At 59.7% G+C, this 11,555-nt stretch carries 15 protein-coding genes and 1 tRNA gene; 14 read left to right on the plus strand and 2 right to left on the minus strand.

What is annotated here, in order from left to right; genetic code table 11:
* Nucleotides 1-33: 33 nt before the first annotated feature.
* The 7 genes from JCM25143_RS09165 to JCM25143_RS09190 all read left to right on the plus strand — a co-directional run bounded on the left by JCM25143_RS09165 (nucleotide 34) and on the right by JCM25143_RS09190 (nucleotide 4,814).
* Complete coding sequence (locus tag JCM25143_RS09165; RefSeq protein WP_051543159.1) at nucleotides 34-846, plus strand: segregation and condensation protein A; 813 nt, start codon at nucleotides 34-36, stop codon at nucleotides 844-846.
* The gene (scpB, locus tag JCM25143_RS09170; protein ID WP_025860897.1) at nucleotides 843-1,604 is read left to right on the plus strand and encodes an SMC-Scp complex subunit ScpB; all 762 of its coding nucleotides are present in this window, start codon (nucleotides 843-845) and stop codon (nucleotides 1,602-1,604) included. The genes JCM25143_RS09165 and scpB overlap by 4 nt, the downstream gene beginning before the upstream one ends.
* Before the next feature lie 72 nt (nucleotides 1,605-1,676).
* Entirely contained in the window at nucleotides 1,677-2,120 is a 444-nt protein-coding gene (gene tatB / locus JCM25143_RS18310) for a Sec-independent protein translocase protein TatB (RefSeq protein WP_267879936.1), read from the plus strand.
* Nucleotides 2,087-2,317: a hypothetical protein gene (locus JCM25143_RS24750; protein WP_267879937.1), complete on the plus strand. Its 231-nt coding sequence runs from the start codon at nucleotides 2,087-2,089 to the stop codon at nucleotides 2,315-2,317. The genes tatB and JCM25143_RS24750 overlap by 34 nt, the downstream gene beginning before the upstream one ends.
* Nucleotides 2,314-3,243, plus strand: coding sequence for a twin-arginine translocase subunit TatC (tatC, locus tag JCM25143_RS18315; protein ID WP_234395146.1), 930 nt, complete (start codon nucleotides 2,314-2,316; stop codon nucleotides 3,241-3,243). The genes JCM25143_RS24750 and tatC overlap by 4 nt, the downstream gene beginning before the upstream one ends.
* Nucleotides 3,165-4,436 (plus strand): serine--tRNA ligase, encoded by a 1,272-nt coding sequence (gene serS, locus JCM25143_RS09185; RefSeq protein ID WP_025860898.1) that lies wholly within the window; start codon nucleotides 3,165-3,167, stop codon nucleotides 4,434-4,436. Before tatC ends, serS begins: the two co-directional genes overlap by 79 nt.
* Before the next feature lie 42 nt (nucleotides 4,437-4,478).
* Nucleotides 4,479-4,814, plus strand: coding sequence for a DMT family transporter (locus tag JCM25143_RS09190; protein WP_035370860.1), 336 nt, complete (start codon nucleotides 4,479-4,481; stop codon nucleotides 4,812-4,814).
* Nucleotides 4,815-4,836: 22 nt separating this feature from the next.
* Here JCM25143_RS09190 and JCM25143_RS09195 read toward each other — a convergent pair whose 3' ends face one another.
* Nucleotides 4,837-5,061 carry a zinc-finger domain-containing protein gene (locus tag JCM25143_RS09195; protein WP_025860900.1) on the minus strand — a complete coding sequence of 75 codons (225 nt, stop codon included), beginning with the start codon at nucleotides 5,059-5,061 and terminating at the stop codon, nucleotides 4,837-4,839.
* A 116-nt stretch (nucleotides 5,062-5,177) separates the two neighbouring features.
* Here JCM25143_RS09195 and JCM25143_RS18320 point away from each other — a divergent pair, with 116 nt between their 5' ends.
* The 4 genes from JCM25143_RS18320 to JCM25143_RS09210 all read left to right on the plus strand — a co-directional run bounded on the left by JCM25143_RS18320 (nucleotide 5,178) and on the right by JCM25143_RS09210 (nucleotide 7,065).
* Nucleotides 5,178-6,002, plus strand: a complete 825-nt coding sequence (locus JCM25143_RS18320) for an alpha/beta fold hydrolase (RefSeq protein ID WP_234395147.1) — start codon at nucleotides 5,178-5,180, stop codon at nucleotides 6,000-6,002.
* Nucleotides 5,984-6,271 (plus strand): hypothetical protein, encoded by a 288-nt coding sequence (locus JCM25143_RS23915; protein ID WP_234395148.1) that lies wholly within the window; start codon nucleotides 5,984-5,986, stop codon nucleotides 6,269-6,271. The genes JCM25143_RS18320 and JCM25143_RS23915 overlap by 19 nt, the downstream gene beginning before the upstream one ends.
* Before the next feature lie 89 nt (nucleotides 6,272-6,360).
* Nucleotides 6,361-6,436, plus strand: a tRNA-Arg gene (locus JCM25143_RS09205).
* Between the two features lie 122 nt (nucleotides 6,437-6,558).
* The gene (locus tag JCM25143_RS09210; RefSeq protein ID WP_234395150.1) at nucleotides 6,559-7,065 is read left to right on the plus strand and encodes an A24 family peptidase; all 507 of its coding nucleotides are present in this window, start codon (nucleotides 6,559-6,561) and stop codon (nucleotides 7,063-7,065) included.
* 87 nt (nucleotides 7,066-7,152) lie between these two features.
* Here JCM25143_RS09210 and JCM25143_RS18325 read toward each other — a convergent pair whose 3' ends face one another.
* Nucleotides 7,153-7,863 carry a nucleoside/nucleotide kinase family protein gene (locus JCM25143_RS18325; RefSeq protein ID WP_051543156.1) on the minus strand — a complete coding sequence of 237 codons (711 nt, stop codon included), beginning with the start codon at nucleotides 7,861-7,863 and terminating at the stop codon, nucleotides 7,153-7,155.
* Between the two features lie 806 nt (nucleotides 7,864-8,669).
* On the opposite strand from JCM25143_RS18325, the gene JCM25143_RS09220 reads away from it, so the two are divergent.
* The 3 genes from JCM25143_RS09220 to fliF form a co-directional block, all read left to right on the plus strand.
* Entirely contained in the window at nucleotides 8,670-9,524 is an 855-nt protein-coding gene (locus tag JCM25143_RS09220) for a MotE family protein (protein ID WP_234395149.1), read from the plus strand.
* 26 nt (nucleotides 9,525-9,550) lie between these two features.
* The gene (locus tag JCM25143_RS09225; RefSeq protein ID WP_025860904.1) at nucleotides 9,551-9,883 is read left to right on the plus strand and encodes a hypothetical protein; all 333 of its coding nucleotides are present in this window, start codon (nucleotides 9,551-9,553) and stop codon (nucleotides 9,881-9,883) included.
* Nucleotides 9,884-10,150: 267 nt separating this feature from the next.
* Nucleotides 10,151-11,555 (plus strand): flagellar basal-body MS-ring/collar protein FliF (fliF, locus tag JCM25143_RS09230; protein ID WP_025860905.1); only part of this gene is annotated, 1,405 nt, incomplete at its 3' end.

Here is an 11,555-nt window from a genome sequence, read left to right on the forward strand (position 1 = left end):
GCCGCCGGGGCCGTGCCAGACAGCGTACCCGCCATGGCGGCGGGCGAGGTTGATACCCTCCCGCGCGCCCCGCTGCTGAGGCTGGAAGGGTTTGAAGGCCCGCTGGACCTGCTGCTGGATCTGGCGCGGGCACAGAAGGTGGATCTGGCGCGTATCTCCATTCTGCAACTGGTCGAACAGTATCTGGCGGTTGTGGAAAGCGCACGCCGGGTGCGGCTGGAACTGGCGGCGGACTGGCTGGTAATGGCCGCATGGCTGGCTTGGCTGAAATCACGCCTGCTGCTCCCCCCCGATGATGAACTGGCCGTGGAGGGCGAGGAAGCCGCCGAGCTTCTGCACGAACGCCTGCTGGAACTGGCCTGCATGGGTCAGCTTGCCCGCTGGCTTGAGGCGCGGCCTCAGCTCGGGCGCGATGTGTTCGCGCGTGGCGAGGCGGAAGATCTGACCGAAATCGACCGCTCTGGTCTCGTGCTGGACGTGCCCCAGTTAATGCGCGCCTATCTGGCGGCCATGCGGCGCACGGCTTCGCGCAAGGTCTATATGCCGCGCACCCTGCGTTTCTGGACCGTGCAGGATGCGCTCAGCCGCCTTACGCGGCTTTTGGGAGAAACCCCGCCGGGCTGGAACACGCTCGATGCCTTTTTGCCGGATGTGCTGCCAGAGCAGGAAGGGGGCGAGGCGGCTATCAAACAGCGCCGCGCAGCCCTTGCCGGAACCCTTATTGCTGGGCTGGAACTGGCCAAGACAGGGCGGCTTGAACTGCGGCAGGATCAGACCTTCGGGCAGATTATGCTGCGCTCCCACACCCCGCCGCAGGGCGAGGATCAGGACGGAGAAACCTCATGACACAGCCAGACAATCCGCAGGTGGAGGATGGAGCGCCAGTAGGGCAGGCGGATGCGGCACCCTTTGTGCCAGAGGACGCGGTGCGTGTGGCCGAAGCGCTGATTTTCGCGGCGTCCGAGCCGGTGAGCGCGCGCAGGCTGGCCGATCTGCTGGAAAGCCGCCGCCTCATGCCTGACGGGCAGGATGATCTGGGGGCGTTTGTCGATGCGGTGCTGGCGGCCCTAGTCCGGCGGTATGAAGGGCGTGGCGTCTGCCCGGTGGAAGTGGCGGGGGGCTGGCAGTTCCGCACAGCGCCAGACCTGGCAGCACAGCTTACACGCGTGCTCGAACGCCCTCGGCGTCTGCCCCGCGCAGTTATGGAAACACTGGCCATTGTTGCGTACCATCAGCCCTGCACCCGTACGGATATTGAAGATATTCGCGGGGTCAGTCTGGGGCAGACGGTGCTCGATACCCTGATCGAGGCAGAGCTGATTGCCCCGCGCGGGCGCAAGGAAGTGCCGGGCCGCCCGGTTTTGTGGGGGACAACCCCGACATTCCTGCGGCATTTCGGCCTGCGTGCCCTGTCCGATCTGCCCCGGCGGGAGGAACTGCTGGTAGACGTACCGGACATGCGTCAAAGCCAGTCCGAGATTGCGTTTGGCAGTGGGGCCGAGGAAGAAGCAAACCCCGATAGGCCCCCACTGGCGGAGGAGATTTCCGAGGCACCACGGGAGCCTGAGGCGGAAGAGAGTGTTTCCGGCCCGGAACGGGCGTGATAGACACAGCGTGCCTTTATGCTGCGCGCGGGCTGTCGCGCGGCCTGTGGGCTGGTGTGAGCGGGGCTGCCGATGTTTGATTTTGCCTGGTCGGAAATAGCGTTGATCGGTGCCGTGGCCCTGGTGGTGATCGGCCCCAAGGATCTGCCGGTGGCCCTGCGTGGGCTTGCGGGCTTTGTCAAAAAAGCCCGGCGCATGGCCGGAGAGTTCCAGTCCCATTTTGACGAGATGGTGCGCGATGCCGATCTGGGAGAGGTTAGGGATCAGGTGCGTGATCTCAAGAACCTGAATGTGCGCGGGCGGATCATCAAAGCTCTGGACGATGATGGCGGGCTGAGCCGCGCCGTGGAGCGCCCTTCCACCCTGACAGATTATGCCCTGCCGCCCAGCCCCCGCGCGCTGGACAGGCGTGGGCCGCCCACTCTTTCACGCAGTGCTATCGAACCGGCCACATGGCCGACCGTAAGTGAAGAGTGGTGGATATGCAGGTGCAGACCGTGTCGGATGAAACGGTAGAGGCCGCTCCGCCGGAACTGCCGCCGGGTATCGTGCGCCGGATTCTTAACGAGCAGCCGCGCCTGCTCCCCCCTGCCATTCTGCCGCCTGTGCGGGTTCTGCATGGGCGGCACGTTGTGCGCCCGACCCCCCTTGGCGGCACGGTGGGCGGTGGGCAGGCAGCGCAACCCTCATCCAGCGTGGGCCAGCAGGCATGACCGACCAGACCTACGAAACCAACCAGAACGACGATGTGGCGCACGATCCAATCAACGACCGCCCAATGTCTCTGGTCGAGCATCTGCTTGAACTGCGGCGCAGGCTGCTCTGGGCGGGGCTGACTTTCGTTCTGTGCTTTGCGCTGTGCTACCACTATGCAGAAAACATCTACCTGTTTCTGGCGCGCCCTCTGGGCGAGATCATGCGCCAGCAGGGCGAACAGCCGCATCTGATTTACACGGCGCTGTATGAGGCATTTTTTACCTATATCCGCGTGGCGCTGTTCGGGGCGATGTTCCTGTCCTTTCCCATGATTGCCGTTCAGGCATGGATATTTATAGCGCCCGGCCTCTACCGGTCTGAAAAACGTGCTTTCGCGCCTTTTCTGGTCGCGACGCCGGTGCTGTTCCTGACCGGGGCCGCACTGGCGTATTATCTTATCTTCCCGATTGCGTGGCGGTTTTTCCTGTCGTTCCAGACGCCGGGCACCACAGGTGGCGTGCAGATCGAGCTACAGGCCAAGGTGTCGGAATATCTGGCGCTGGTCATGAAACTCATCATGGCTTTTGGTGTGGCATTCGAGCTGCCGGTAGTGTTGACGCTGCTGGCACGCGCGGGCATTGTCACCGCCGCCATGCTCCGGCGGTTCCGCCGCTATGCGATTGTAGGGGCTTTTGTGGTGGCAGCCATTGTCATGCCGCCTGATGTCATTACCCAGATTGGCCTCGCGGTGCCGCTAGTGCTGCTGTACGAGGTTTCAATCCTGTGTGCCCGGATGGTGGAGCTTCATGGGCCACGCGCCGGAGCGCAGACGAGACCAACTCCCAGCAGGAAAGTTCCTGATCCATGCACGATATCCGCAGCCTGCGGGCTGACCCCGCCGCGTTTGATGCCGATCTGGCCCGCCGTGGGCTGGAGCCGGTAGCGCAGCAGCTTGTGGCATGGGATGAGGAGCGCCGTCAGGCCCAGACCGCCCTGCAGGAAAAGCAGACCCGCCGCAAGGCACTGGCCCGCGAGATTGGCGCGCTCAAGCGCACCGGGGCCGATAGTGCCGAACTGGAGGCCGAAGGCGTTGCCCTGCGTGTGGATATGGAAGCGCTGGAAGAGACCGTGGTGGCGCTGGAGCGTAACAGCACTGCCCTACTGGCCAACCTGCCCAACAGGCTTGATGCCGGTGTGCCCGCCGGGGCGGATGAAAACGCCAATGTGGAGCAGCATGTCTGGGGTGACCGGCGCGTTTTCGATTTTACGCCCAAGCAGCATTTCGAGCTGGGTGAAACGCTGGGGCTGATGGATTTTGGCACGGCGTCCAAGCTGTCTGGCGCGCGCTTTGTGATGCTGCGTGGTGCGTTGGCGCGGCTGGAACGGGCACTGGGCCAGTTCATGCTCGATCTGCACACGGCGGAACATGGCTATACGGAAGTCATGGTGCCTACGCTGGTCAATGATGATGCCATGTATGGCACCGACAAACTGCCGAAATTTGCCGATCAGTCTTTCCGCACCGAGGACGGACGCTGGCTGATTCCCACCGCCGAGGTGCCGCTGACGGCCTCGGTGTCGGGCGATATTCTCGATGGTGCGACCCTGCCGCTGCGGCTGACGGCACTCAGTCAGTGTTTCCGTTCCGAGGCCGGGGCCGCAGGGCGTGATGTGCGCGGTATGCTGCGCCAGCACCAGTTCGAAAAAGTAGAGATGGTTTCCATCACCACGCCAGAGGCCAGCGAGGCCGAGCATGAACGCATGACCCGCTGTGCGGAAACGGTGCTGGAGCGTTTGGGTATTCCCTATCGCCGTATGCTGCTCTGCGCGGGGGATACCGGTTTTGGTGCAGCCCGCACCTATGATCTGGAAGCGTGGCTGCCGGGGCAGAATGCCTGGCGCGAAATTTCATCCTGCTCCAATACGCGCGACTTTCAGGCCCGCCGTATGAATGCGCGCTTCCGGCCCAAGGCGGGTGAAAGCCCGGCTTTTGTCCACACGCTCAATGGCTCCGGGCTGGCGGTTGGCCGCACACTGATCGCGGTGATGGAAAACTACCAGAATGCCGATGGCTCCATCACCATTCCTGAAGCGCTGCGGCCTTATATGGGCGGACTTGAGCGGATTGGTGGCTAAGGCAGCGGCAGCTTGGTGGCCGGCTGACGGAGGGCGGATATAATGGAAAAGCCTTTTGTAATGCTGTCGCTGGCCATCGTGTTTGAGATGGTCGGCACCACCTGTCTGGCCGCATCTCAGGGTTTTGCCCGCTGGCTGCCGGCTGCGGGCAGCCTAGTGGCATACGGTTTTGCGTTTTACTTCCTGTCTATCCCGCTTAAAACCGTGCCGGTTGGTATTCTCTATGCCATTTGGGCCGGTGCGGGCGTGGTGCTGAGTGCGGTTGTGGGCCTGCTGATTTTTCGCCAGAGCCTCGACACGCCAGCGCTGCTGGGCATAGGCCTGATTGTAGCGGGTGTGCTGGTTATCAACCTGTTTTCACACTCTTTGCACCACTAGCGCGTTTTTTGCCCGCGCGGTTTTAGTGGTCGTGGCTATCGCCAGCACCGGGTTGCAGCACGAACAGGCGTGAGCAATAGGGGCACACGGTCTGATGCCCGCCGATTTTCAGCCATACCCGCGGGTGCCCCAATGCGCCCAGCCCGCCATCGCAGGCAATCTTGCGTGTATCCACCAAAATGGTTTCGACATGACCCAGCCGGGGGTGTGGCGTGGGGTCGGGTGTGTGTGCAAGGGTGGTCGGCATTGTCATCCTGCATGGGCTGGAGAATCTGTGGCCCGTCTGATTGCCAGGCAGGGCTGCGGTGGAGAATGATAGACATGTCGAGCCGCTTTTTGCACCTCTCCTTTCTTCGCATACGCGTGAGCGGGGGCGGATGGCGCGCACTGGCGCTGCTCTGGGTCTGTGTTCTTGCGGGCTGTGCGGGCCCTCATCCGGCAGGCTCCACAGCTCCAGCGCCTGTGCCACCACCACGGTTTGCGGCAGCGGGGAGGCTGGTAGCGCCTGATCGTGTGTTCAGCCTGTCCGATGGTGCGCGCCTGCCCGCGCGGGTCTGGGCTGCGCAGGGAGCACCGCGCGCCCGGTTGCTGGCCCTGCATGGTTTTAATGACAGCCGTGATGCGTGGGAGGCCGCAGGCCCCGTGCTGGCTGCACAGGGCATTACGGTCATAGCGCCGGATGTGCGGGGTTTTGGTGGTACGGCTGAGCGTGGGCGCTGGCCCGGACGGACGCGGCTGGTAGCTGATCTGGGCGAGGAAGTCGCCATTCTGAAGCACGAAGCGCCGGATACCCCGCTCTATCTGGCTGGGGAGAGTATGGGCGGGGCTATAGCCATGCTGTTCATGGCGCAACCGGAGGCCGCCTCTGTTACGGGGAGCGTGCTGCTGGCTCCGGCTATCTGGAATATGGGGCTGGGTGTGCAGGCTCCGCTGGCCGTCATAGCTACGCTGTTTCCTGATCATGAAGTGACGGGGCGGGAACTCCCCGGCCATATCGTGGCGGGGGATAGCCTGCCCGCCATGATCCGCCTGTATTATGACCCGCTGACCCTGCATGCCACACGCTTTGATACGCTGCGCGGGCTTGTGGAACTGATGCATGAGCTGCTCAGGCGGCGCCCGGTGTGCGGGGTTCTGTTCTTTGTATTTACGGCGATAGAGACCAAATCGTGCCACCGGCGGCCATAGGGCGTTTGTGGCGAGCAACGCCCGGTGTCATTCGGCGTGATCTGATGCCCGGCGGCTATCACCTGCTGCTGCGCAGCCGTAGTGCCGCCCGGACGGAGGCTGATATTGCGGCGTGGATTCTGAACCCCCACTGGTTCCTGCCTTCGGGGGGAGACAGTGCCGCCAGCGCGTGGATGGCCGCCGGGTTTGCCTGGCGGGATCAGGCTGGCCCCGGTGGTGAGGCCCTGCCGTGGTTTCTGCCAGCGCGGATTGATACGCTAGCGCGTTAATCCTGCGGGTGTGCTGCCTGCCTGTTGGGAGCAGTGGTGCAGATTGAGGCTTGGCAACACCCCACCTTATGGGATAGGGAATTGCGCACGGACCGTAGCTCAGCTGGATAGAGCGTTGCCCTCCGAAGGCAAAGGTCACGCGTTCGAATCGCGTCGGGTCCACCATTTTCCACAAAATTAATTCAACATTGTCAGCCAGCAGGGTGTGACGCCGTTTGCTTGCAGCCCGCCTGCGTAGTGGATACGGTTTGTCACTTTTATGTTTGGTGGAACACACTCTGGTGCAGATGCTGGTAATTGGTCTGGAACTGGTGGCGGGGCTTTTGCTGGTGTACGCGGCTCTGTGCGACCTTGCCTCCAGAACCATACCGGATGGTGTTTCCATTCTACTGCTGCTGGCCGGGGTGGTGTTGCAGAGTGCGCAGGGTGATCTGCCGGTAGCGCTTATGGCGGCAGGGCTGACTTTTGTGGTATGTGCTGCCATCTGGCTTTTGGGTTTGCTGGGTGGGGGCGATGTCAAGCTTATGGCGGCCTCCATGTTGGTGGTGCCTGCCCATAAAACCCTAGACCTTGCCGTGCTCGTGCCTTTGAGCGGGGGCGTGCTGGCTATTGTTTATCTGCTGCTTGGCTGTATTGCCCGCCCGCCGGGCCGACGCGATAGGCTGTTGCCTTTCTGGCGGCGGGCCTTGCGGGCTGAGCAATGGCGTATCGCCCGGCGTGGTCCACTCCCTTATGGCGTGGCCATAGCCGCCTCTGCCATTGCTCTCTTTTTTACCCGTGTGTTTGAGATATAGCCTCGGTTTTATGTTTATGTCGCGATCTGATGCAGGTCGCCGGAAGGGTGCATGGCGCGCTGTCTTTCTCGCGTGTTCTGCTGGGTTTCATGTCGGTGGAGATAGCGCCTGACAATGTTCAGCACGCTGCGGCGCACGGTGGTGTAATCCTGCCGGGCATCGACTTTCCATGGGGGTACCGCCGAAATGGAGTTTGCGGGTTTTTTCTATCTTGGTCGCAAGTAAAGCGGGATCATGATCTGGCTTGCGGCTGAGGGCTGTTCTGATATCGACATCAAGAAAGATAATGACCGTCGGGTGCACGGCGGCCATGTGCTCGTATAGGCGTTTTTCAACACGGGCTAGCCAGTTAATGAAACGGTTATCCGTGCTGGCGGCGGACAGGCCCGGTCCATCGCACCAGCCGGGAATTTCAGCCTGTGGGTAGCGATCCGCTACGATGAGTTGGCCATGACTGCGGGCCAACATGGCTTTCTGAAAACGGTAAAAACGTAAGAGCGAAAAACAGAAGACAACCAGAGCCGTAACAACGCCCGGAATTTTTTCTCCCGGTGTGCGGGTTTTGAGCGCTCTGGCCGAGAGCATTTTTTCAACACGGGGGCCGATAACGGGCCATTGCTTGATTCGGCGTCCCAGATCCCCTGAACCCAGCCCCAGATAACAGAAAGAGGTCGGGTAGTCCTGACCCAGCAGATGGGCCAGTTCCTGTGTCATGGTTGATTTACCTGCACCATCACACCCGATCAGGGCAATGAAAGGCGGCTGGCTGGTGTGCGGATAAAAAGCATTGTCCAGCATTGCGGTTGCTCTTTAGTTTTCCGTGTGATTGTGCGGCACTACTATGCACTTCAACCCTGTTATAAAACGTTAACAATAATTTTGTGACCAGATTATGTGCGGATGAGGGTTGATGAAACGGTACATCGGCTGGGTCTGGAAATGGCGTAAATCAGGGAAATTTTTGCAAATACACTTCATTTTATACGGATGAATGGGGCTGCCGCGGCCTGCAGGTCGGGCACGGTGGAGGCTTTTGCCGTGTGCAATTTTTTAGGGTGTGGCGCGGGTGCGGATATGAGGCGATGCGCTTGCGGTAATTTTGTCACAGAGCGCGAGCGTTAAAATATAGTTAATATTTTTATAAAAACAGGAAAATAAAAATAAAAAACAGATAAAAAAAAGTAAAAATAAAATACTACAAATAATAAAACACAAAATTAATCCGCTTGATTGTGGGGGTTATAATTTATTGAAATGTTGCACTGATAATAAATATAGACAGATTTTTGATCAGCGCTTGACACTCAGGCGCTTACGCCTCATCACGCAATAGAGATATATGTAAAAAACCACTCGCTTAAAGCCTGATGTTCACACTGGATTCAGGCTCTGGCGGATGGAGTGAGCGAGATGGATGTGCAGCGTAGCTGAAACAGTCCACATTGCTTCAGGTAAGTGGATTATGGGCTGGCGCGGTGTCAGAACGTAGGTGTATAACTTCTAGGCAGAAACCCGCAACGGGCTAGGTCGTGATGCTAATTCCCCGTCTGTCATTCGGGAAACTCGTTCATATTTCATCCAGCCTGATGACCCTTCTTCTGGCGATGAATATGCATGCTCTCGCGGGTCATCTGAAAGATGGTCCGTCTGATGCGGGTGACCCCGCCGTGTCCGATGCTGCCGCTCCGGCTACAAAGCCGAAAGTTGCTGGCAATGCTGGCACGCGTGGTCTTGCTGCTGCAAGAAACGATGCTGAAGGCTGGACCTCGGTTCTGCCTGCTGGTGACCAGAACGCGTCAGCCCCTGAAAAAGCTCCCGATCCGGTTCAGACTGTCGCGGCCAGTAATGACTGTGCAAGCGGTAGCAGTTGCGTGGCGACCGTAGCCCCCGGCATCAATAGCGGTGGGGACGGCAACCGTCAGGTCGACCGGGCGGAAACAGATCTGGCTCGTGATATTCTGGCACGCCGCTCTGATATTGATGGTGAGCAGAAAGGGTTGGAAGACCAGAAGCGTATTCTGGATGCGGCCAAGGCCGCGCTGGACGAAAAAATGCGCGATCTGGATAATTCCATGGCAGCTCTGGCTGAGCGGCAGGCGGCCCATAAGGAAACCATGGCGGCTGAAACCGAGCGTCTGGTCAAGATTTATGAGGAAATGCCACCCAAGGAAGCGGCAGCCATTTTCAATATCATGGATATTCATGTCCTTGTTTCTCTGGCCAGTAAAATGAGCCCCCGCAAGATTTCGGCGGTGATGGGCTATATGGTGCCAGAGCGTGTCAATCTGGTTTCCCAGTACATGGCCGGGGTGCGGAATTTCCGTCCGCTGCGTACGTCGTTCGGTGCGGATGGCAAGTCCGAGCAGACGGCGGATGCCGGTTCGGCTGCATGGTGGAGCCGGGGTAATGCTTCATCCAAGGCAGATGGGGCTGGGACTTTGGCCCTGTCCCGTCAATAAGCGGCCGCGCGAGGAGAATGGTGGTAATGATCAGGCGCGCAGTGCTGTTGGGTGTGGTGGCTTTTCTTACCGGGTGTGCCCCCGATTATATCGCCCACCGCATAACGGGGCGTGAGTGCAATGCGGGCTATATTCAGGAAGGCGAAGACTGGTGCGCCCCGCCTGAGCGTCCGCCCGCACCGCAGCCATACTGCACCCAGAGCTGGAATGGTGTTGACTGCTGGAGCCGACCTGACCTGATGCCCAATGTCGCGCGTGAGGTTTCCGAAGGTCCGACAGGTCTGACGCAGGACCAGAATGCTAACCGCCTCAACCTGCCGCTCAAGAAAACACCACCCACCAATGCCTATATCCCCTGAAATGGGGTGTCAGGTTGAGTGTGTGGCTCTTTTAGGGTGTGTCGGTGCGGTATAAATGGCTGTACAAGCCAAGCTTGCCTTCAGAATGCTTTTTGGGGCTTCCTGATTGCTGGCGTATGGATATGATTAGTGCGCACGGCTCATGCTACCTTGGCGCAAGAACAAGGCGAAAGCAGGGCAGGGCGGAGGAGTGTCAGATGGTTGACCAGCCGAGCAAGTGGACACGTTCTCCATTTAACGCTGTGACAGGGTAGCGGTTCCCGGAATATGCAGAATATATTGGCTAGCCTGAAAAACCTTGGGCGTACACGATTGATCGCCCTCGGCGCGGCAGGTGCTGTGCTGCTTGGTGTGTTGGGGCTTTTTGTCTTCCGGGGCAGCACCCAGCCTATGGCGCTGCTCTATGGCGACCTTGATCTGAACGAAGCCGCCCAGATGGTGGAAGATCTGAGCAAGGCCCATATTGCCAACAAGACCAGTGCCGATGGTGCCACAATCTATGTGCCCAAGGACAAGGTGGCCAGTGCACGCCTTCTGCTGGCCAAGGATGGCCTGCCGAGTGGCGGTGCCGTTGGCTATGAGCTGTTTGATAAAAGCGGCACGCTGACAACCACCCAGTTCGAGCAGACCATCAACGAAACGCGGGCGATGGAAGGCGAGCTGGAGCGCTCCATCAGGCTGCTGCATGGTGTGAAGAATGTCCGGGTGCATCTGGTTCTGCCGCATCGGGACCTGTTCTCAACCCAGACCAGCCCTTCGCAGGCCAGTGTGGTGCTCGATATCGGGCGTGGGGGGCGTATGTCTCCCGATGGTATTCAAGCTATCCAGAACCTTGTGGCTGCGGCGGTTCCGGGCCTGAGGCCGCAGAACATCTCCATCGTGGATACGCGTGGTGATGTGCTGGTGAAGCCGGGTGATCCTGACAGCGTTGCAGGGCAGGAATCCACCATCGACAAGCTGCGTTTCTCTGAAGAGCAGCGCCTGTCTCAGGCTGTGGAAGATATGCTGGTGCCCACGCTGGGGGCAGGGCATGTGCGCGCTCGTGCGGCGGTGACCATGAACACCGACGAAATCCGTGAGACGGAAGAAACCTTCGATCCCAACCAGCAGGTTCTGCGCTCGCAGCAGACAACCTCTGACAAGAGCGTTAACACCGAATCCAACCCCAATACTTCGGTGGCGAACAATCTTCCCAATGCCAACGCCAATCAGAACAACAAGAGCGGCTCCAGCGACGATCGCGAAGAAGAAACCGACAATTACGAAATTGGCAAACGGGTGCGGGTTGTCAGCCAGACACGCCCGCGTGTTTCGCGCATCAGCCTGGCGGTTATGGTCGATGGCTCTTTCAGCAAGGACAAGAGCGGCAAGGATGTCTGGAAGCCGCTTGATGATGCCGAGATCGAGCGCATCAGCACGCTGGCCAAGACTGCAATTGGTTATGACAAGGCCCGTGGAGATGAAGTCAATGTCGTTTCCATGCGGTTCATGCCCGATGGTGGCCTAGGCTTTACGGCTGAAAAGCTGAATCTGTTTGACCGTGATACCCTTATTTATGTGGCTGAATGGGTTATCCCCATCGTGCTGGCTCTGGGCGCTATCTTTATTGCGCTGCGGCCTGTGCTGCGCCGTGGTGCGGCGGGTCTGCCGCTGCTGGCTGGCGCTGCCGGGG

This window comes from Acetobacter papayae JCM 25143 (genome assembly GCF_000613285.1).
GTDB lineage: Bacteria > Pseudomonadota > Alphaproteobacteria > Acetobacterales > Acetobacteraceae > Acetobacter > Acetobacter papayae.

Excerpts from the sequence above, each read along its gene's own strand:
- JCM25143_RS09210 (WP_234395150.1), top strand. The coding sequence starts at position 6,559 with ATGCTGGTAATTGGTCTGGAACTGGTGGCGGGGCTTTTGCTGGTGTAC.
- JCM25143_RS09225 (WP_025860904.1), top strand. The coding sequence starts at position 9,551 with ATGATCAGGCGCGCAGTGCTGTTGGGTGTGGTGGCTTTTCTTACCGGG.
- JCM25143_RS09165 (WP_051543159.1), top strand. The coding sequence starts at position 34 with ATGGCGGCGGGCGAGGTTGATACCCTCCCGCGCGCCCCGCTGCTGAGG.
- JCM25143_RS24750 (WP_267879937.1), top strand. The coding sequence starts at position 2,087 with ATGCAGGTGCAGACCGTGTCGGATGAAACGGTAGAGGCCGCTCCGCCG.
- JCM25143_RS09195 (WP_025860900.1), bottom strand. The coding sequence starts at position 5,061 with ATGCCGACCACCCTTGCACACACACCCGACCCCACGCCACACCCCCGG.
- tatC (WP_234395146.1), top strand. The coding sequence starts at position 2,314 with ATGACCGACCAGACCTACGAAACCAACCAGAACGACGATGTGGCGCAC.
- JCM25143_RS09220 (WP_234395149.1), top strand. The coding sequence starts at position 8,670 with ATGAATATGCATGCTCTCGCGGGTCATCTGAAAGATGGTCCGTCTGAT.
- JCM25143_RS09190 (WP_035370860.1), top strand. The coding sequence starts at position 4,479 with ATGGAAAAGCCTTTTGTAATGCTGTCGCTGGCCATCGTGTTTGAGATG.
- serS (WP_025860898.1), top strand. The coding sequence starts at position 3,165 with ATGCACGATATCCGCAGCCTGCGGGCTGACCCCGCCGCGTTTGATGCC.
- tatB (WP_267879936.1), top strand. The coding sequence starts at position 1,677 with ATGTTTGATTTTGCCTGGTCGGAAATAGCGTTGATCGGTGCCGTGGCC.
- JCM25143_RS18325 (WP_051543156.1), bottom strand. The coding sequence starts at position 7,863 with ATGCTGGACAATGCTTTTTATCCGCACACCAGCCAGCCGCCTTTCATT.
- scpB (WP_025860897.1), top strand. The coding sequence starts at position 843 with ATGACACAGCCAGACAATCCGCAGGTGGAGGATGGAGCGCCAGTAGGG.